Below are 18,479 nucleotides of genomic sequence, written 5' to 3' on the forward strand. Positions count from 1 at the left end.
AGCCCTTTCTTATTCTTTAATTACAATCCATTTATTCGTTCTACTATATTTCTTTGGAGAAGTACCAAGAATTAAAGGAACCGCACCCAATTCCTTTCGACGAAATCCAGCTGTGTAAAAATAAGAAGATGATACAGGCGTATCTTGATCCGATATTGAGGCAAGTACCTTTAATACATTTTGCAAATGTTTCCGATTATCCCCGTTTTTCACATGCAACAATCCGTTATCTTTCACGCTATTAATCCATAATTCAAATGAACAATCTTGCATGAGCAATTGTTTGCATATGCCTGCGGTTAATTCAATAAGCTCTTCAATATCATTTCGTAAAGAAACGCCACTTTTATTTTGTAAATTAAGATAAATCGCATATTTATCAGATTGTGTCCGTTCATATTTTTTCGCAGTTATCGTCCCTGTTTTTGCTGTTGCACCCCAATGGATAGAACGAAAATCTTCATTTTCATAAGATTTCACTCCCATTACTTTCGTTTCATCATATAGCGGAGAAGACATTGCTTTTCGAAATCCACGTGACCATTCTTGTAATTCAGGTACTTGTATTTTCGGAACAGCTGGCAAAACTAAATAGGACGGTGTATCAACATGACTATACGTTATATGATTCGTTATAAATCCCAAAAGATCCGTAATAACAATTTCAACTTCTTCCCATTTCGCGATACCTCTTTTTAGTGCTATAGCTTGCATATCAAATGAAACTGTCTCTCCACCTTTTATATTAAAATTCATATAATAATTTGAACCTGTACTATGATTTTTGTTTAGCTCCTCATGATCCCAAGTTAGCTTATTTTCACATTTAAATCGAAATACAACATGAAAAATAGGGAATATCGATTTATTTGAAATTATTATTTTACACGTGTTCGTTTCACCGATAAAAACATTCGAATTCCCTTGATTGTATTCCCATTGAACATGAGATACTTTACGTATGTATCCATGCGTAGCTCCTATTAAAATTAAATATAAAAATACGAGGTATAAAATTAGCAGATTACTTGAGAATATACATAAAATAACGGCTACAACTGATACAACTCCTATTACAAAGGGTTCCGCTAATGGTGTATACACGAGCTGTTGTTTCATCGTACATTCTCCACTGGCACACTAATCGCACCAAGAATTTCTTTAATGATTTGTTCCTTCGTCGTTTTCATCTCCCCTTCAATCGTTAACGTTAACCGGTGAGAACAAACGGCTGCAGCAAGCGTCTTAATATCATCTGGCGTACAGTAATCTCTTTCATTTAATATTGCCCGTGCTTGAATCGCTCTCATAAATGCCAATGTACCTCGCGGGCTTACACCAATTTCAATCAGTTCATGCTTACGCGTTGCCTCAATGATTTCAAGAAGATAATCTTGCACATCATTCCCTACTAACACTTCCCTTGCACGTTTTTGCACCGTAATAATTTCTTCACTTGAAATAATAGAATGTAATGCTTCTAGAGGATCATTCGTTTGAAATCGTCTCATCATTTCCTTTTCTGCTTCTCTCGTAGGGTAACCTTGGCGTATAGTAAGTAAAAATCGGTCTAATTGAGCGTCTGGTAAAGGAAATGTACCCGCTGACTCGAGAGGGTTTTGCGTTGCAATAACTAAAAAAGGTTCTGGTAATGAATGTGTCTGTTTCGCAATCGTAACGGTACGTTCTTCCATAACTTCAAGTAACGAAGATTGCGTTCTCGGCACAGCTCGATTAATTTCATCAACTAATACTATATTTGCAAAAATAGGCCCTAATCTCGTTTTAAATTCCGATTCCTTCACATCAAAATATTCGAGACCAATAACATCGCCTGGCAAAGTATCAGCTGTGAATTGAATTCTTTGAAACTTCGCATCCACACTTTTCGCCAAACTTTTCGCTAATGTTGTTTTTCCCGTGCCGGGTACATCTTCTAATAAAATATGCCCTCTTGCTATAAGAGCTATAGCTGCCAGTTCAATCGATTCATCTTTTCCTATAATGACCTTTGAAATATTGTTAGTGATATTCTTTAATGTACTCATATAGTAATCTACCACCTTTAAATTATCTAAAAATTAAGAAAATATACCTTCCAAATTATAACATGTAATTCAAAGATGAAATAGAGTAAAAGAAAACTTATATTTTTTCTTCACTGCACGTAAAAAAGCACCTATTGTCGTACGTTGACAATGAGGTGCTTAACTCCGGAAATTTTCGTTTTAGCTGTTTGACACCTTATATAAATACATTATCTTTCTATTTCACTCCAAATTTCAACATCATTTTCATTTAAGATTGCTTTAATTTTGTCTTTCTCAAAAACTACTAAATAATTATACGGTAAGGCTAGTACTTGAATAATTGCAGGTTTCATTTTTAATAATTCGTAGGCGTATATGGTTTCCAATTCACCTGATTCTTCTTCATTGATAGGTCCTATATACCAACCCGAATCACCTTCACCACACCCGCTAGATCTTTGTAAATAGAACTCTTCTTGTTGCAACACATTTTTCGCTATCACAATCTTATCGTTAAATTTTATCAATTCTCCCTCTATATTTAATCGACGTAAGCAATGCGATTGCTCTAGTTGTACCCATAAAGCAATCGTTAAATCCTCTGACGTATCCTTAAAAGGGTTTTTAGTATAATCTGGGGTAATAATTTGATAACACTCTTCATAGTTACATAAACTAAAAACAGACCATCCAACTTGTATTGAAAATCCATCTGCTAATTTATCTTCTACTTTAGATAACAAATTAAATAAGGTTTCTACTTGAAAACTTAAAGGTTCTTCTACTTTAGCTTTTATATTTTTATTACCTATATTTTTAATCATTGTTTTCAAATAAACGTTCCCCACTTCTATTGAATTTCCTCACTCAATCTCTATTCCTCAACTCGCCTTAAATAAACCTAGCAGCAGGATGACTTTCGCTATTAACACGAATAAAATTCCTAATATTAAAACTCTTCTTCCCATGATTCTTTTGCATCTATTAACCTTTGTGATAAAAATTCATAAAAGTTCTTTGCGGTATTGTAGTCATCAAGTCTCCCTTGTCTATTCCAGGCTATTATTGGACACTCATTATTTTCCATATTACTAACATCTAAACAATACGCATATTCCCCAGCATCTTCAATAACTACTAAATTCTCACTCATTTCTAAATCCCTATAACTCTCCGTTACAATAACAACAGAAGCTATATTCGACTTACCAACTCCTAAAATATCAACGCCAAATAATCCACCGGAACCATATGTATTTAAAAACCACTTATAGCTATCTGGTAATTCTACACCTAGCCTATTTTGAACAACATAAATTTGACTTTCATTTACTCCGCCTGTAAAGTCGTCTATTTCCTTATGTGCTTTAATAAAATTTGTTAATTCCTCTTTATTCATTAACTACTACTCCTTATTTTGCAGCTTCTATTTACATTCCCGTTATAAAAATCCATTAACTTACCTTCACATAAGCATTTCACTTCACATAGAAACTCATAACAAAATATGTACATCGTTTCAAATATCGTTTTCCTTTTATATCACGTCAAAGTTTATCTTTAACCTTCTCTTCTTTATCATAAGCATCTCCAAGTGATTCAAAATTTGTTTTTAGCCAATACCAATATTGCCCTTGATTGTTAATGAGGTTTTTAAGTAAATCAGTAAATGAATTTGCGATAATTTTTGACTCTCCAACTATACCGTGTCGATCGAAGAAACTATCATAACATCTACCTAATCTCTCTTCACTTAAATCTATCGTTACATACCCATCCATACGATCATTACCTATAATATACCAATTTGATGAAATATCCTCCGCACATAACTCTCCTATAATTATAGGATTAGCTAAAACAAACTCCTCTGGCTTCACAATATGAATAGCGTATTCCTCATTTTCAAATAAAATAAGCCCTCCACAAAGACTATAAAATTCTTTTACATCACTTGGAAGCATATGCTTATCCTTATCAAATTCCGGGAATTTTGTAGGCTCATGAACCCGACAATTTGGTAATGTTTTTATTATTTCAATCAACCGCTTCATACTATATTTATATTCTCCTTCCATTTATTTAATTATTTCGAAATTTATTCACACATATCCCTCTGCTACTCTCCATTCCTTAAAACAGCAGTATGTAGGTCACAATTTTCATAAAAGGTTTTTACTTTCTTCTCATTAATTTTATTCCAAGGTTTTTTTGTAAATTAGACCACTTATCACAATAATAATTTTCCATTATTTATACGACTTTCCTTTAATATCACAAATAACACACCCTTTTTCATTAGCCTCGTCACTAATTTTTTGAGGAACTGTTTTTGTGTACAGAGATTTCCAAATTCAATTCTCCCTTTAGTTGATCACCTTTTAAAGCCAATATTTCTTCTCTATTGTAATCAACTATTGCCAAGAAATACTCTTCAAAATTCTCAAACCTATCTATTTTTTCTCCTGCAAACCAAATTATCTCACCTGGTCTACGTGAATTTGGTAAACATAAAACAAATAAGTCCTTATCCAATTCAGAGACCGCTATTGGTAATAACTCCTGTCTTAAAACACCATTTTCTTTTAAAACATCGTCATCAATTACTGTTAATAACATTTGAGCGTGATCCATTATAGCGGATTTCTTCAGTTGTTCTATACTAAATAAGTCCACAGTTTGATAAAAACCTTTCCAACCATTAGCATGTTGTAGAAAATCTCGATATATTAAATCAAGTTTATAACCCAATTCTTGTTCAAGAGCATACACATACTCTTCGCTTGCTCCTACTTCAGGAAAGTGATGTGGCCATATTTGCTCTACATCTTGTTTCATTAACTCTTGCTTCACTAAAACCAAAGTTGCTATCTTATCTTTCCAGTTAATCATCTTTTAGTCCTCCTCTACAAATTTAAGTTCAGTAGGTTTATAACCCATTATTTATCTATTAGCCCACCCATCAAGATTTAACCAACTATGAGGATTCAGTTTTCCCATCTAAGTTGTATTAAACACAAGACCAATATGCTCTTTATATGATTTTTCGTTTTCCGGAAAATTTTCAACACTCTACTTAAATTACATAGCCGTATGCAAATACAAAAATAGTGACAGTCTGATTCCACAAACTACCACTATTTATAACCTCTTACTTCATTAAATTCTATACACTCTTGATGTACTGGTTATTGAACTTCCTCTACATCGACACTCTCTATCTTCACTTCATACATATTTGGGATATTTGCTTCTTTTGGTACCCATGCATAATAATTTTGATCATTCTCCAAAATAAATTGAATTAACTTTGTTTCTGATCCATTCCAGAAATTTTTAAGATTATCAATGTAGTCCTCTAAATCCTCTTTATAATCCAATTGTAATATATAATCTCTTACCGTCAAGGCAAACACAATTAAACTTCCTAATAGATTTTTTTGCTCATTTTCTTCTTCATACTCTTGTGGTAAGTACCACACTTGACCTATTCCTATCGTTTTTTTGTATTTCTCATAAAAACTACTATCATCCATATTCTTATAATCATGTATTAATTCATTGACCAATGAATGCCATTTTGGAGGAATAATATTTTCCAATGCAGGATTATTTTCAATTCCTTTTACTATTTCTTCATTTTCTTCTGTCTCATCTTCATAGTGATATTCACTTTGGTCTATATGCTTAAATTTCATTTCATTTTTATAATGTGCCAAATCATATGGATAATGGTTATTATCTTTTAAACTTGTATCATCAAGTTCGAGTATCTTTACTAGTGCAGCTGTCTCAAAGCTCCAGTACCCTACATATCCAGGTTCTTTATGCGCATTTTTCCATTCATAATCATAATGGCCTTTAAACCATTCTTTCTCCATATACGTTTGTAATCTTTTAGATGCTTCTTTTTTATCTGTTTGTGCAAGTTCTATAAATTCTCTCGTTTTTGCATATGGATTTTCTTTAAAATAAACATTCGTCATTTTTGTGTATCCGATATCACTAGCGCATAAGAGGAAATCGATTACTGCATCATTCACATTTTTTTTATCAACTATCTTTTTTAATCTTTCTATATTTTTTTTATCCGTTTCTAACAAAATTCCTAAAGAAATTATCCAAAGCATATATATATAACCCACTTTGCTAGTCCCTGTATGCTCTAAATCATCCATTGCATTATAAAAATATACTTCCATTGTGCTAATGTCTTCTCCTAAAGAATACATTGCTCTAATGTCGTTCATCTCATGTATAAAATTCCTTAAATATCTTCCTTCTATAATACTTATATTATCTTTAGGCTTTCTTTGTATACCATTCTTTTCATCTTCTTCTAAACTTCTAATCTCCTCTCTATTATCTTCAATAAACTTTTTATGGAGTTCTATTCCTTTTTTACATTTTTCTTCTATGCACAATTGATCTCTCATTCTATTTAATTCCTCCTAGCTTCTAAATTATGGCCATTCTCCAATGTTGTTTCCTTCTTCATCTAACCTATATGTTTTTACGTTTCCACTACTATCGACTTTTGATAATACTCTTTCAACTTCACTATCTTCCAATGCATTCGCAATCTTTTCTGCTAATACTTCATCTCCATCAACAGCTTTCAATATTCTACTTTTTCCAGTTTCAGAACCGTTCAACCAATCATTTGACATTTGTGGTCCATCTTTAGTTTTCCCTAATTTTGAACTACCAAACTTCGCTTCATCAATAACATATTTAATATTTGAATTTGGATTTGCATTTTCGTATAATCCATCAATCCCTTTTACTATTTTATCATTTATGCTTGATGGTGTACTTTTGCCGACTAGTTTCAAATCAAATCCAGCATCTTTTAAACTTTGATTATTCAATAAATTGTCACTAGATTTTATTTCACCATAATTACCTTTTTGCTTATTTGTAGCTGTTTTCGCATCAAAATTATCTACATTTGTATTTTTGCTACTGCTAGGTTTACCATTACCACCATCTTTAGACTTCGCAAACTTATAATAAGCTTCTATCAATTCACCTTGAGGTATTTTGGTTATGATAGTTCCACCAACACTAGAGAATGCATAGGAAGCCTCTCTCTTAAATGATTGTAACATTTCAAGCGTAGGCTTCAATTCTTTTGCTAGTGTTACTGCATTAGCAAATGTACTTACTCCACTTGATGCTTTTGCTCCTTTTGCGATATGGCCTACTTTATTTAGTGCCTTATCGCCTAATATTGTGGTAGCTATTTGTGTTAATCCATAGGTAGTCAATTCTGTACGACTCTCTGCATCTCCCTCTATCATATCTCGTTTTATTTTATTTGAAAATGCATGCCACATATTTTTTGCAGTTTCATCCAAATGGAAAAGTGCATAGGTTACATTAATAAAAGTTCCTATGTCCATATTACTTAAAGCTATTGCGGACTCGATTTCATCACCAACAGCTTTCCCAGAGCCTCTTTTAATAGCTTCCCACATCTTTTTCACTGTTTCAAACGTGCCAACTATACTGTCTGCCGCATCGTCCCAAGCATTTCTAACCGGAGATTTCTCCTCAATTATGTTATTTGTTTCTATATCCCTAATTGACTGGCCGTTTTTTCGGGCTGTTTCTTCTATAATCCCCTGAATAGAACTCACCCAATCCATATTCAACCCTTGTGTACTAAACGTCCCACTCACAGGACTAAATCCTTTCCCGCTTTGCACTTCAGCGAGTCCGGCTGTGATGCTAGCTGCTAATTGGAGGGCGGTGCTGTAATTGTTGCTGGACGAATGATTGAATTCATATAGACGCTCTAGTTTTTCTTCTAGTTTTTTTCTCATTGCAACTAAGACCGCAACAATTGCGTCTACTCCAGGCATTGGTGTAAGTACTTCTATTGCTTCTATACTTGCAATTGATTGATTGATTTCTTGTATTTGTTGTCTTATTTCATGTTCGATCACATCTGTCGAAGCAACTTTTGCTTGGAACTCACTTGGAAATGCCTCATTTTGGCGAATTAATTCTTCACATAAACATATGATTCCTTGCGCTAATGGCCGAAATGTTTGAACAAGGTAGGCTTTTGCACTACTGTATGTTTGTCCTTGTAATACTGTATCTATCGCAAATGCATCAATAGATTGAATGGCTTGTTCCATACTTTGAATCGTAGCATTACATATAGCGTTCATACTTTGAGTTTGACTTTGCACTTCTCCCAAATACATGTTTAAACTCATGTATTGGCCTCCCTTTGTAGTTGCTGCTGTTCATAGGAAAGGTCGTTTTCTTTCTCACTGAGATGCGGTTTTTCTTTAAGCAACGTCTCTTTTTCGTTTTCTAATTCGAATGTAAGTTTTCTTTCATACTGTCCGATCTCTTGCCGCATATTCGTAAAAAGGCGGAATACTTCTTTGTCACCATGCCAAGTTTCTAGTATTCGGTTAAATAAACGATTGCTTCGATTTTTCCATTCATGAAAACTAGCCTCAGCTCGTTCTTGATTTTGCAGCTCAATTCGGTTTTCATTTTGTTCTTCAAATATATTTCGTAATTTTTGATTACATTGACTTATTCTCGTTTCAATTTCTTGACTCATCTTTTCTCCCTACCTTTTCCCCTTTACGTAGGCTGTTACATTATTGAAAAGTCTTTTGAAGTCCGGTATCCATTTTCTCAAATTCATTTGCTACGGAATGGATATTATCAATCGTCTGTTGAAAAGCAGCGCAAAATTGTTTCGTAATGTGTAAATTTTGCTGATTTGCTTCTTGTGCTTTGAAGTTCACAGATAGTGTAGTACGCGTTGCCTTATTTATAGTGCGACTAGTAGCACTTTGCATTCTATCTGAAGCATTTCTCATTTTCGTTGCAAGTTGCGTTGCCGTATGCAAATTACTTTGAAATTCTCCCATCACTTACTCCCCTCTACCTTTTATTTTCTAGAAAATTATACCATGGAAAAATATCCTAATAAACTGAATGTTCGAATTTAACATTCAATTCACCACTGTCATTGAAGATAAGAGCAAAACTTCTATTTCAACATAACTGTACCGAAATTAGATTCTACTTATACAAAAAAAATGACCTCAGCTTTTTGGTCTTACCCCTGTCAAGTAGACAGTAATAGATTAGGTGCCTTTTCATTAAGCAGCCTTAGTTCCAAATTCAATAGGACTAAGGTTGTTTAATCTTTTTTGAAATCTTTTGTTATTGTAATAGCTTATATATCTTTTAGTGGCCTTAAAAACTTCTGCCTTTTCATAAAAGGTATGTCTATAAAAGCATTCTGCCTTAAAATGACTAAAAAAGCTCTCTATACATGCATTATCGTAACAATTTCCCTTCCTAGACATACTCACAGTTATTTTGTGCTTTTTAAGTAATTGGTTATATTTTTTTGACGTATACTGATAACCTCGGTCGCTATGTAATACTGTTTCGCAGGCTTTTCTTTTTCTTAAGGCTTTATTGACTGTATCTGTAACTAATTTTAAATTGTTGTATTCGCTCATTTGGTAGGCCACAACTTCGTTATTGTAAAGATCTAGTATCACTGAAAGATATATGCGCTTATTATTAAAGGTAAGATAAGTTATATCTGTAACCCATTTTTCATTTGGTCTTGTAGTTGAAAACTCTCTGTTTAACAGATTTTCCGACACGACGCATTGTTCTTTTAAACCAAAATGCCGCCACTTTTTCTTTCGAATCTTAGCTTGTAGCCCCATTCTCCTCATTAAACGATATACTCTTTTGTGATTTACCTGTAAACCATAATACTTTTTGAGCCATATACAAATTCTTCGGTAACCATAGCTGCCATTTATATCTGGATCTCGTTCGCATTCTCCTATTTTAGACATGATAAATTGGTCCTCTTTCATCTTTTCAGAGGGATTGTTGATTCTTTTTTTCCACTTATAATATCCACTTCTTGAAACACCTGCAATTTCACAAAGCAATACAATTGAAAAATTTTGTTTTAAGGTATGAATGACCTCATATTCTACTGATTTACTTTTTTTGATCTCATCCCCCTTTTCGTATCTAATAGCTTTTTTAAGTATGCATTTTCCGCTTCTAATCGTTGTATTCTAGCATCTTGACTTATTTCATTTGTTTGTTTAGATCTTCCACGTTTTTCTTGTAGGCCCAGAATACCCTCATTTTTATATTTTTTAATCCATCTATCTACAACTGAATATGTAACTCCTAATTCCTTTCCAATTAGCTTACTTCCAATTCCTCTATGTAAGTACAATTCAATAGCTTTCATTTTAAAATCAATTGAAAAAGTTCTTCTAATTTTCCCCATAAAAAATCCCCTCCATAATAAACAGTAAAGTAACTTTCTTTCAACTGTCTACTATAAGGGGATCATATCATTTTGCTAAAGTCATCTTTTTCACCATATTATTTTACTAACGTTCCATTATAAGCTTTTATATCAAGCGGAGCAGTTAAAAATTGTGCTGCTTTACTAACGAAAGATGTGAAGTGTTCACTCGTATTATGACTCGCAACTGCTTCTTCATCTTTCCATACTTCTACCATCGTATAAACATTTTCTTTTTCTGTATCTTTATATAAGTCATAAGATACATTTCCACTTTCTTCTCTTGAACCATGGATGAGTGGCTGAATTTGTTCTAAAAATGATTGTTGTTTTTCTGGATTCACTTGAAATATTGCGTGAATAATAATCATGGTGTTTCCCCTCTCATATCTCACTTATTTCTATTTGTATAAAATTACTTCCACTCAGCAACTTTTTCAATTGGAAGACGTACTGATGGATAACCACTGTCAGCAGCTTTTCCGATTGAAATTAACATAACTGGTACGTGGCGTTCTTTATCTAATCCGAATGCTTCTGCGATTTGGTCTTTTTCAAATCCACCAATTGGGCAAGTGTCATAACCGTGAGCACGAGCTGCTAGCATAAATTGCATTGCTACAAGACCACCATCAATTAAAACAGTATCTTTCATTACTTCTGGCGTAACCATTGAGAAGTAACCTGAAAGTTTTTGCATTTGATCTTCTTTTACTTCAGCTGGCATTAAACCACGCTCTACTGCTGTACCGTAAATTTCTTCTGCGTTATCAAAGTTGTTTAAGTCACCAAATACAGCGATCATTGCTGAAGATGTTTCTACTTGAGATTGATTGAATTTCGCAAGTGGCGCAAGTGTTGCTTTTGCTTCGTCACTTTCAATAACTAAGAATCTCCATGGTTGCATGTTTACAGAAGATGGTGCAAGTGTTGCTTCTGTAAGAATTTCAGTCATCTCTTCTTTACTAATTTTCACTGAAGGATCGTACTTACGAATTGAACGACGTCCTGTTAAAATTTCGTTAAAATCATTTGTTTTTACTGAGTTAGTCATAGTTGTATTCTCCCTTTTTTAAAGTTCTTTTATATTTTCTTGAATGCGGTCTAACATCGTTAAAAGATTGTCGCGCTCTTCTTCACTTAATCCTTTAAATGCTGAAGTAGCGAAACGCTCTTTTTCCTCTTGATACACTTGAATTTTATTTCGCCCCTCTTCTGTAAGAGAAACTAACGTAATTCTGTTATCATCTGGATTTTTACGTCTTGTAATCATTCCGTTTGCTTCCAGCTGTTTTAAATGCCTCGTAATCGCGGCATTATCAATATTCACTTCTTGCTGAAGTGCTTTTTGACTAATTTCATCTACTTCATATAACTGAAGTATAAGCTCTAGTCTAGATTGACTCATACCCGTACAACCTTCAAACTTCGAACTTACTTCTTTATTGAGGAAGTGTAATTTATATAAAATTATTGCTTCTTTTGAGCATGAACTTGTCAAATTACCCCTCCTTTACATCCAAACCAAAAACGTTTGATGCATCAATAGTTGATATGTCAATTAATATAATCTATATCGATTTATAATGCAAGCATTTTGTTTTTCCTGTTTATTTTTTTAATGTTCGCCTATTAATATTTTTCAAAAACAAGGGACTTTATCACATTACAAAAAATGTTAATTGCATTATAATAGTACTAATTTAAGTGACTGGAGAGTGATCGTAATGCGGCAATACACAAATAGAAATGAGGAAATAAAAATGGAAAATGAAATGAGGATATTTATATATGACAACAATAAATATAGGGATTGTCGCGCACGTAGATGCTGGCAAGACGAGTTTGACTGAGCGTATTCTTTATGAAACGAATGTGATTAAAGAAGTTGGCCGAGTAGATAGTGGTAATACGCAAACTGACTCAATGGAATTAGAAAGACAACGCGGAATTACAATTAAAGCATCTGTCGTTTCTTTCTTTATTGATGATTTAAAAGTAAATGTCATTGATACACCTGGACACGCTGATTTTATCGCTGAAGTGGAACGATCATTCCGCGTTTTAGACGGTGCCATTTTAGTTATATCTGCCGTTGAAGGTGTGCAAGCACAAACGAAGATTTTAATGCGAACACTACAGAAACTAAACATACCGACTGTTTTATTTGTAAATAAAATAGACCGTAGTGGCGCAAATACTGAAAAAGTTGTGAAACAAATAAAAGCAATTCTTTCAAAGGATGCATTCCCCTTCTACTCTGTAGAGAACGAAGGAACAAAGGAAGCTCGTATTATTGAATATAAGTCATATGACGATTGTATTGAACGATTAGCACCATATAAGGAATCATTGCTTGCATCATATGTAAATAACGAAATAGTACCGGACGCACTATTAAGAAAAGAACTCGAAAAGCAAATACAGCAAGCAAATGTGTTTCCTATCTTTTTTGGTTCAGCAATGACAGGTATTGGAGTAACTGAATTACTTGAAAATATTTCAGCCTTAATTCCAGCTACTAAATCGGCACAAGATGAAACATTATCCAGTGTTGTTTTTAAAATTGAACGCGAATCTTCTGGGGAAAAGATTGCTTATGTAAGAGTTTTTTCTGGTTTTTTACACGTTAGAAAATATGTTGATATTCAGCGCAGTGAGTCTCTGTCACATAAAGAAAAGATTAAAAAAATGTGCATATTTCATAATGGAAATGCAGTTCAAGCTTCTACTGTTCAAAGTGGAGAGTTTTGCAAAGTGTGGGGACTTACGAATGTTAAAATTGGTGATATTATCGGTGAACGGACAGATTATATTAAAGACATTTACTTTGCCGAACCGCAAATGGAAGCAGCAATCGAGGCAGTTCCTAAAGAGCAAATTCATGATTTATATGCTGCACTTATGGAACTATGCGAAGAAGATCCACTCATTAAAGTGTGGAAAGACGATGTTCATAATGAACTATACATTCGCCTTTTCGGTGAAGTACAAAAAGAAGTTATCGAAACAACACTTTATGAAAAATACAATTTACAAGTTACTTTTTCAAATACGCGAGTTGTATGTATTGAAAAACCAATTGGCATAGGGAATAGCGTTGAAGTAATGAGTGAAAAAGAGAATCCTTTTTACGCAACAATCGGCTTCAAAGTGGAACGTGGTGTGCTTAACTCTGGTATTACGTATAACTTAGGCGTTGAACTTGGATCACTACCTTTAGCATTTCATAAAGCGATTGAAGATACAGTATTTCAAACGTTAAAACAAGGTTTATTTGGATGGGAAGTTACTGATATTATCGTCACGTTAACACATACTGGTTATGCAAGCCCTGTTACAACAGCGAGTGACTTTAGAAACTTAACACCGCTCGTATTAATGGCTGCTTTAAAGCAAGCTGAAACATGTGTATATGAACCATTAAACGAATTTGAATTAACTGTTCCAGAGCACGCAATTAGTACCGCAATGTATAAACTAGCTGCCATTCCAGCAACTTTCGCAGAGCCTATATTCTATAATGACTCTTACCATTTAACAGGATCATTACCTGTTGCGAAAACAGAGAATTTTAAACGAATGCTCCATTCATTTACTGAAGGAGAAGGTATCTTTATAACAAAGCCAACTGGTTTCACAAAACTGATGGCTCCCTTCCCTACTCGAAAACGTGTTGACTTTAATCCGTTGAATCGGAAGGATTATTTGCTTCATGTTTTGAAGGCTTATTAAATTAAAAAAGAGGTGCAATTCGCGCCTCTTTTTGCATGTATTGAAAACTTAAATTAGTTTGTCCTCACAACTTCTTTAAGTCTCTCTATTACTTTCGCTATAGCTTCAATCGAATTTTCTGTTTCAAATTCCCCAACATTTAAAGAATGGTTTGCATTTTTGACAATTTCAATCTTTAACTTGGATTGTTCTAATTGATCCATTTGATTTGCATTGTATTGATGATCTTTGTCTCCAATAACTAATAGCCCTTCATGATGACTATGTAAGATGGAATCAAAAATCGCATCAAACGTCAGTAAAGGTGTAAGTAATATCATCTTTGACTGTACGTATTCTTCTCTCTTCATTAAATCATTCGCAATTGGGATTGTTCCGAGTGATTTTCCTAAAAACATCGAATTGCTATATTGCCCACTTTTTAGCACTTCAATAATGACAGGATTAATATCATCCATCATTACTTTCGTTATTTCTTCCATTGGTTTTTCCATTAATTGTCCATCGTAGGAATAATGAATATGTACTACATCTATTTTATTTTCAAGCATAAGCATCGTTGCATAATAGAATAACGGTTTATCATAATTGTAGCCTGAACCTGAGAACATAAAACAAATTGTATTAGCACCTTTTTCGATATGTGTGTAACGAATGACTTTATCATCTATATGTATCTCTTTTTTAGTCCCCTTCACCGTTTTCCCCTCCGAATACGTTTACTTTTGTAAAACGATATGTTCTGTATGAACTGATACATCCTTTACTTTATCTTTTATAAATGCCGGCTGTAAGTTATATGCATGTAATTCTTCTACTGGTACCCACTTAAACATATATGTTCTACCCTCTTCATTCAGAATATATTGGTCGGCTCCATTCGCGGGTAATTCATGCAGCTCTACTTCATAGTAAAAGCTAATTTCATGAAACTTTCGCTCAGAAAGTGTAAAGAAATTTTCTACTGACCATATTAACCTCTTTACTTCAATTGGAACAGCTAGTTCTTCTGCAAGCTCTCGTTTTAACGCATCTTCACTATTTTCTAGCATTTTCACTCTTCCGCCTGGTACATACCAAAAATCTTCACCGTCACCTTGCAGAATGAGTATTTTATTATCCTGTTTACAAATTGCTCCGACGCGGTAATTAAAACATGTTTCCTCTACTTTAAACGTAAGATCCACACCGATTTCCCCCTATATTTTATTTAAATATTGAATCATTACAAAACTATTATGTATGTGCTGTACAAATAAGATTACTAAATTTTTCTATTCCATTCAATAATTTTCGAACTTTCCAAAAACTACACTCGCCTTTTTGTCATTACAGGTATTTATACATATGATACAATCACAATGCACACTAGAAAAGCAATATGGGGGTACGAATGGAAACGTTATTAATCCAGCAAAATGAAAAATCAAATAAGTTTTGGAAAATCGTTGTGAAAGATAAAGATTATGTTGTGTTTTACGGAAAAATCGGCACAGCTGGTAGTATAAAAGCGAAAGAGTTTGAAGCAGAAGAAGAATGTATAAAAGAAGCTAACAGACTAGTTGCTTCCAAACGTAAAAAAGGATATACAGACCCTCTCCTAGGAGAAGAGTACATAAAAGAAAAAACGATAACAGAAGAAGAATTTTGGGAACTGCTCGCTCGTGCGAAAACGAAAGGCGAAGATCAAGAAGAACAAATAGAATGGCTTACCTCTCACCTTGCTAAACGTACAGTACATGAAATTGTAGCTTTTGATACGCATATGCATCGTATTTTAAAAGATTCCTATACTTCTCGTTTATGGGGAGCGGCCTATATTATTATGGGTGGTTGTTCGGATGATTCTTTTGATTACTTCCGTGGATGGTTATTGTTCCAAGGAAAAGAAGTTTATGAAGCGTGTATTGAAGATCCAGAACTGTTAATTCCTGTATTAGAAAATTTGAGTGAGTATGACGTACCAAATATTGAAGAACTTTCTTTATACTTCGGTTACACTGTATATGTAGAAAAAACCGGGGATGAAGATGATACTTACTTTACACTTTATCATGTCTTATCTAATCAAGAATTCGACGAGATAGATATTGAGTTTGACTGGAATGAAGATGACGAAGAAGGATTGAAAAAGATGTTTCCTAGACTGTGGGAGATGTACGGGGAAGAACCGATTGAGTGGTAGATTTACATACGAAAAACGCCTTGTTTCTTTAGTAACAAGGCGTTTTTTCTTCATACTATGTTTAAATTGTTATCTTTCCACTCCCCCACCACTTCATAAAAGTTTTTAAGGAAGGAGCAAACCACGTCCTACTATCATTTTCATGATTCCATACATATATATCATCTCTTTGCACTATTCCATTCAAAATGGAATAGCCAAACAAATCACCATTTCCGCCATCAGCAAAAAATAATAAACAGTCAAAAGGCATGTACAAATCCTTGAATACAACTGTATTTCTCATATTCATATTTTCCGTTTTAATTCTTGAAGCATCCCAAATAAAGTCCCCATATTCACCTTCTATACCGTTTGTTTCCTGTAATAAATGTGATAAATCATTCGGTAACTCCACGTGCAAATATTTTTGTACTTCAGTAAGTTCATCCTTCGTAGCTGGATTTTTCAATCTTAAGTCTAAAGAAATACTTCGAATGATATTTTTCCACATAACCTTTTATCCTTCCTATAGTCCCTCATGTTCAATCAAGTTTATACCAATAATCAAATTGGGTATGCACTTGAATCACATATGTTATCGTCTCTGGATCACTAGGTTGCTTTTCCTTCTTTATAGCTCTAATATCATATTCACTTACATAACGAATTCCTCCCATTTTATCTCGGTAATAATTTCCTTTATCAGTTTCTATTTCCACACTATCCTCAAAAAAGTATATCTGAATTTCTACACCGACCACGTTAGAATTAGGATATTTTAACTTTCCTATTTTTTGATAGAATGAGATTACTTCTGCCCTCGATTGCTTCGTTTCTATAACTCGATTCGCTACTACTTCCCAATAACCGCCATTTGCTAATTCAATCCAATTCTTCTCATCCACCTCATAATCCTTAATTGCTTTACTATCCAATGGCATCGGCAATTGAAAAAATTCAGAAGAAAAGGAACGAGAGATATACCACGTACTATTTCTTACGAGAATGACAGTTAGCAAGAGGATTATAACCGTTAAAATTATCGTCCTTTTTCTAACCTTTTTTAATTGATCTATCATATTTCTCTCCATCCCTATTATCTATAAAAACTATCCATTCCACTTTTCTAACAATTCTTTCTCCCTTTCAACTGAAATACCTGCTTTTAATTCCCATTCGTCCATACTCTTCATCCAGTCATGCACGTCTGTAACAGTATCTTCTAATCTTCTAAAAATAAGCCCCTCTTTAACTGCGCTCTCTATATTAATAGAGAATCCACCTTTCCACGGATCTGTTTCACCTTCTAATGCAAAAGTTTCGGGAAGCCATAATGGCATCTCTGTCCAAGGCTGCACTTTATGTTCCTTCATAAATGATTCATCTACCCAAATGAATTCAGCATCGCTATTCGTAACTTCTTTACACGTATTTAATAACTCTTCCATCGTCAATTCATCTTTCGGACCCGTTACATTAAATGTACCTACTTTATTATTTTCTGCCATTTTTAGTCCAAAGCTTGCAACATCTTTTATATCAACGAACTGTACTGGGCGGTCTTTCCTTCCTGGCACTAACACTTTTCCGCCCTTTGCTACGCGCTGAATCCAGTATGGAAGCCGATCTGTATAATCAAACATTCCTGAAAGAAGTCCTGCTCTTACGTGTAAAACGCGACCTGGCCAATACTTCTCTGCCTCTTTTTCACATAATACTTTAAGCGCACCATAATGCTCGTAAGGCGATATTTCACCATTCTCTACAGCCTTTATCTGATCACTCGTCGGTTCGGGTTGTAATATATAGTCTTCTTTTATGTGATGAGGGATCCAATCTTTATATACGGAAATGCTTGAGATAAATATATAGTGTTCAATATTATCTTTTATCACTTCCCCTATTTTCTTAATGTGATGCGGAGAAAATCCACACGTATCCACTACAACATCCCATTTTCGATTTTCTAAACTTGATACATCGCCATTTCTATCTCCAACTAACTGCTCTACTTCAGGAAAAATTTCTTTATTAGTTCCGCGATTGAATAATGTAACTTCATGTCCTCTCTTTAAAGCCTCTTCTACGAAAGCTCTTCCTAAAAATCGTGTACCACCTAGTATTAGAATCTTCATGTTTTTCCTCCATTCATCATTAAAAATCTTTTCTTTAGTTTAACGATTTTTTATTGTGAAAAGTTACGGGTGAATGATTT

At 33.9% G+C, this 18,479-nt stretch carries 22 protein-coding genes; 2 read left to right on the forward strand and 20 right to left on the reverse strand.

Translation table 11 applies throughout. The annotated features are described in order from the left end of the window. Positions 1-9: 9 nt before the first annotated feature. The 15 genes from MHB76_RS14450 to MHB76_RS14520 form a co-directional block, all read right to left on the reverse strand. Positions 10-1,119, reverse strand: a complete 1,110-nt coding sequence (locus MHB76_RS14450; protein ID WP_340986920.1) for a DUF58 domain-containing protein — start codon at positions 1,117-1,119, stop codon at positions 10-12. Beyond that, positions 1,116-2,048: an AAA family ATPase gene (locus MHB76_RS14455; RefSeq protein ID WP_078174253.1), complete on the reverse strand. Its 933-nt coding sequence runs from the start codon at positions 2,046-2,048 to the stop codon at positions 1,116-1,118. Before MHB76_RS14455 ends, MHB76_RS14450 begins: the two co-directional genes overlap by 4 nt. A 209-nt stretch (positions 2,049-2,257) precedes the next feature. Beyond that, positions 2,258-2,863 carry an immunity protein Imm33 domain-containing protein gene (locus tag MHB76_RS14460; RefSeq protein ID WP_078174252.1) on the reverse strand — a complete coding sequence of 202 codons (606 nt, stop codon included), beginning with the start codon at positions 2,861-2,863 and terminating at the stop codon, positions 2,258-2,260. A gap of 116 nt (positions 2,864-2,979) precedes the next feature. Beyond that, positions 2,980-3,429 carry an SMI1/KNR4 family protein gene (locus tag MHB76_RS14465; protein ID WP_078174251.1) on the reverse strand — a complete coding sequence of 150 codons (450 nt, stop codon included), beginning with the start codon at positions 3,427-3,429 and terminating at the stop codon, positions 2,980-2,982. Between the two features lie 148 nt (positions 3,430-3,577). After that, positions 3,578-4,084 (reverse strand): SMI1/KNR4 family protein, encoded by a 507-nt coding sequence (locus MHB76_RS14470; protein WP_016105236.1) that lies wholly within the window; start codon positions 4,082-4,084, stop codon positions 3,578-3,580. A 256-nt stretch (positions 4,085-4,340) separates the two neighbouring features. Beyond that, positions 4,341-4,922 (reverse strand): SMI1/KNR4 family protein, encoded by a 582-nt coding sequence (locus MHB76_RS14475; protein WP_016105237.1) that lies wholly within the window; start codon positions 4,920-4,922, stop codon positions 4,341-4,343. Between the two features lie 296 nt (positions 4,923-5,218). Beyond that, a complete protein-coding gene (locus MHB76_RS14480; RefSeq protein WP_340986923.1) occupies positions 5,219-6,466 on the reverse strand; it encodes a PoNi-like cognate immunity protein in 1,248 nt (415 codons plus the stop codon). A gap of 27 nt (positions 6,467-6,493) precedes the next feature. Further along, the gene (locus tag MHB76_RS14485; protein ID WP_340986927.1) at positions 6,494-8,260 is read right to left on the reverse strand and encodes a T7SS effector LXG polymorphic toxin; all 1,767 of its coding nucleotides are present in this window, start codon (positions 8,258-8,260) and stop codon (positions 6,494-6,496) included. After that, positions 8,257-8,619 carry a DUF3958 family protein gene (locus MHB76_RS14490; RefSeq protein ID WP_199710240.1) on the reverse strand — a complete coding sequence of 121 codons (363 nt, stop codon included), beginning with the start codon at positions 8,617-8,619 and terminating at the stop codon, positions 8,257-8,259. The genes MHB76_RS14485 and MHB76_RS14490 overlap by 4 nt, the downstream gene beginning before the upstream one ends. A gap of 40 nt (positions 8,620-8,659) precedes the next feature. Then, positions 8,660-8,935 carry a TIGR04197 family type VII secretion effector gene (locus tag MHB76_RS14495; RefSeq protein ID WP_199660930.1) on the reverse strand — a complete coding sequence of 92 codons (276 nt, stop codon included), beginning with the start codon at positions 8,933-8,935 and terminating at the stop codon, positions 8,660-8,662. Between the two features lie 234 nt (positions 8,936-9,169). Beyond that, positions 9,170-10,111 (reverse strand): IS3 family transposase, encoded by a 942-nt coding sequence (locus MHB76_RS14500; protein ID WP_139358357.1) that lies wholly within the window; start codon positions 10,109-10,111, stop codon positions 9,170-9,172. Then, positions 10,033-10,341, reverse strand: coding sequence for a helix-turn-helix domain-containing protein (locus MHB76_RS14505; RefSeq protein ID WP_078175295.1), 309 nt, complete (start codon positions 10,339-10,341; stop codon positions 10,033-10,035). Before MHB76_RS14505 ends, MHB76_RS14500 begins: the two co-directional genes overlap by 79 nt. 98 nt (positions 10,342-10,439) lie before the next feature. Further along, positions 10,440-10,733 (reverse strand): putative quinol monooxygenase, encoded by a 294-nt coding sequence (locus MHB76_RS14510; protein WP_002200057.1) that lies wholly within the window; start codon positions 10,731-10,733, stop codon positions 10,440-10,442. 44 nt (positions 10,734-10,777) lie between these two features. Then, entirely contained in the window at positions 10,778-11,416 is a 639-nt protein-coding gene (locus MHB76_RS14515) for a nitroreductase family protein (protein WP_002110573.1), read from the reverse strand. 18 nt (positions 11,417-11,434) lie between these two features. Beyond that, positions 11,435-11,863, reverse strand: coding sequence for a MarR family winged helix-turn-helix transcriptional regulator (locus MHB76_RS14520; RefSeq protein WP_000204168.1), 429 nt, complete (start codon positions 11,861-11,863; stop codon positions 11,435-11,437). Between the two features lie 290 nt (positions 11,864-12,153). Between MHB76_RS14520 and MHB76_RS14525 the strand changes: the two genes are divergently transcribed. Then, positions 12,154-14,097, forward strand: a complete 1,944-nt coding sequence (locus tag MHB76_RS14525) for a GTP-binding protein (protein ID WP_199709720.1) — start codon at positions 12,154-12,156, stop codon at positions 14,095-14,097. Positions 14,098-14,150: 53 nt separating this feature from the next. Here the strand turns inward: MHB76_RS14525 and MHB76_RS14530 are convergent, their stop codons facing one another. Both MHB76_RS14530 and MHB76_RS14535 read right to left on the reverse strand, forming a co-directional pair. Then, complete coding sequence (locus MHB76_RS14530) at positions 14,151-14,795, reverse strand: alpha/beta hydrolase (RefSeq protein ID WP_078174721.1); 645 nt, start codon at positions 14,793-14,795, stop codon at positions 14,151-14,153. A 21-nt stretch (positions 14,796-14,816) separates the two neighbouring features. Next, the gene (locus tag MHB76_RS14535) at positions 14,817-15,284 is read right to left on the reverse strand and encodes an NUDIX hydrolase (RefSeq protein ID WP_078174722.1); all 468 of its coding nucleotides are present in this window, start codon (positions 15,282-15,284) and stop codon (positions 14,817-14,819) included. 206 nt (positions 15,285-15,490) lie between these two features. Here MHB76_RS14535 and MHB76_RS14540 point away from each other — a divergent pair, with 206 nt between their 5' ends. After that, positions 15,491-16,282 carry a DUF4240 domain-containing protein gene (locus MHB76_RS14540; RefSeq protein ID WP_078174723.1) on the forward strand — a complete coding sequence of 264 codons (792 nt, stop codon included), beginning with the start codon at positions 15,491-15,493 and terminating at the stop codon, positions 16,280-16,282. A gap of 61 nt (positions 16,283-16,343) precedes the next feature. On the opposite strand, the gene MHB76_RS14545 is transcribed toward MHB76_RS14540, so the two are convergent. Genes MHB76_RS14545 through MHB76_RS14555 form a run of 3 tightly spaced genes read right to left on the reverse strand, consistent with a single transcriptional unit; the run spans position 16,344 to position 18,399 of the window. Beyond that, complete coding sequence (locus MHB76_RS14545) at positions 16,344-16,775, reverse strand: SMI1/KNR4 family protein (RefSeq protein ID WP_078174724.1); 432 nt, start codon at positions 16,773-16,775, stop codon at positions 16,344-16,346. 31 nt (positions 16,776-16,806) lie between these two features. Further along, entirely contained in the window at positions 16,807-17,343 is a 537-nt protein-coding gene (locus tag MHB76_RS14550) for a hypothetical protein (protein WP_078174725.1), read from the reverse strand. 30 nt (positions 17,344-17,373) lie between these two features. Then, complete coding sequence (locus MHB76_RS14555) at positions 17,374-18,399, reverse strand: SDR family oxidoreductase (protein ID WP_078174726.1); 1,026 nt, start codon at positions 18,397-18,399, stop codon at positions 17,374-17,376. Positions 18,400-18,479 lie beyond the last annotated feature (80 nt).

Source organism: Bacillus sp. FSL M7-1345 (assembly GCF_038006985.1).
Classification (GTDB): domain Bacteria; phylum Bacillota; class Bacilli; order Bacillales; family Bacillaceae_G; genus Bacillus_A; species Bacillus_A cereus_U.

Excerpts from the sequence above, each read along its gene's own strand:
- MHB76_RS14450 (WP_340986920.1), bottom strand. The coding sequence starts at position 1,119 with ATGAAACAACAGCTCGTGTATACACCATTAGCGGAACCCTTTGTAATA.
- MHB76_RS14455 (WP_078174253.1), bottom strand. The coding sequence starts at position 2,048 with ATGAGTACATTAAAGAATATCACTAACAATATTTCAAAGGTCATTATA.
- MHB76_RS14465 (WP_078174251.1), bottom strand. The coding sequence starts at position 3,429 with ATGAATAAAGAGGAATTAACAAATTTTATTAAAGCACATAAGGAAATA.
- MHB76_RS14470 (WP_016105236.1), bottom strand. The coding sequence starts at position 4,084 with ATGAAGCGGTTGATTGAAATAATAAAAACATTACCAAATTGTCGGGTT.
- MHB76_RS14475 (WP_016105237.1), bottom strand. The coding sequence starts at position 4,922 with ATGATTAACTGGAAAGATAAGATAGCAACTTTGGTTTTAGTGAAGCAA.
- MHB76_RS14480 (WP_340986923.1), bottom strand. The coding sequence starts at position 6,466 with ATGAGAGATCAATTGTGCATAGAAGAAAAATGTAAAAAAGGAATAGAA.
- MHB76_RS14485 (WP_340986927.1), bottom strand. The coding sequence starts at position 8,260 with ATGAGTTTAAACATGTATTTGGGAGAAGTGCAAAGTCAAACTCAAAGT.
- MHB76_RS14490 (WP_199710240.1), bottom strand. The coding sequence starts at position 8,619 with ATGAGTCAAGAAATTGAAACGAGAATAAGTCAATGTAATCAAAAATTA.
- MHB76_RS14495 (WP_199660930.1), bottom strand. The coding sequence starts at position 8,935 with ATGGGAGAATTTCAAAGTAATTTGCATACGGCAACGCAACTTGCAACG.
- MHB76_RS14505 (WP_078175295.1), bottom strand. The coding sequence starts at position 10,341 with ATGGGGAAAATTAGAAGAACTTTTTCAATTGATTTTAAAATGAAAGCT.
- MHB76_RS14510 (WP_002200057.1), bottom strand. The coding sequence starts at position 10,733 with ATGATTATTATTCACGCAATATTTCAAGTGAATCCAGAAAAACAACAA.
- MHB76_RS14515 (WP_002110573.1), bottom strand. The coding sequence starts at position 11,416 with ATGACTAACTCAGTAAAAACAAATGATTTTAACGAAATTTTAACAGGA.
- MHB76_RS14525 (WP_199709720.1), top strand. The coding sequence starts at position 12,154 with ATGACAACAATAAATATAGGGATTGTCGCGCACGTAGATGCTGGCAAG.
- MHB76_RS14540 (WP_078174723.1), top strand. The coding sequence starts at position 15,491 with ATGGAAACGTTATTAATCCAGCAAAATGAAAAATCAAATAAGTTTTGG.
- MHB76_RS14545 (WP_078174724.1), bottom strand. The coding sequence starts at position 16,775 with ATGTGGAAAAATATCATTCGAAGTATTTCTTTAGACTTAAGATTGAAA.
- MHB76_RS14550 (WP_078174725.1), bottom strand. The coding sequence starts at position 17,343 with ATGATAGATCAATTAAAAAAGGTTAGAAAAAGGACGATAATTTTAACG.
- MHB76_RS14555 (WP_078174726.1), bottom strand. The coding sequence starts at position 18,399 with ATGAAGATTCTAATACTAGGTGGTACACGATTTTTAGGAAGAGCTTTC.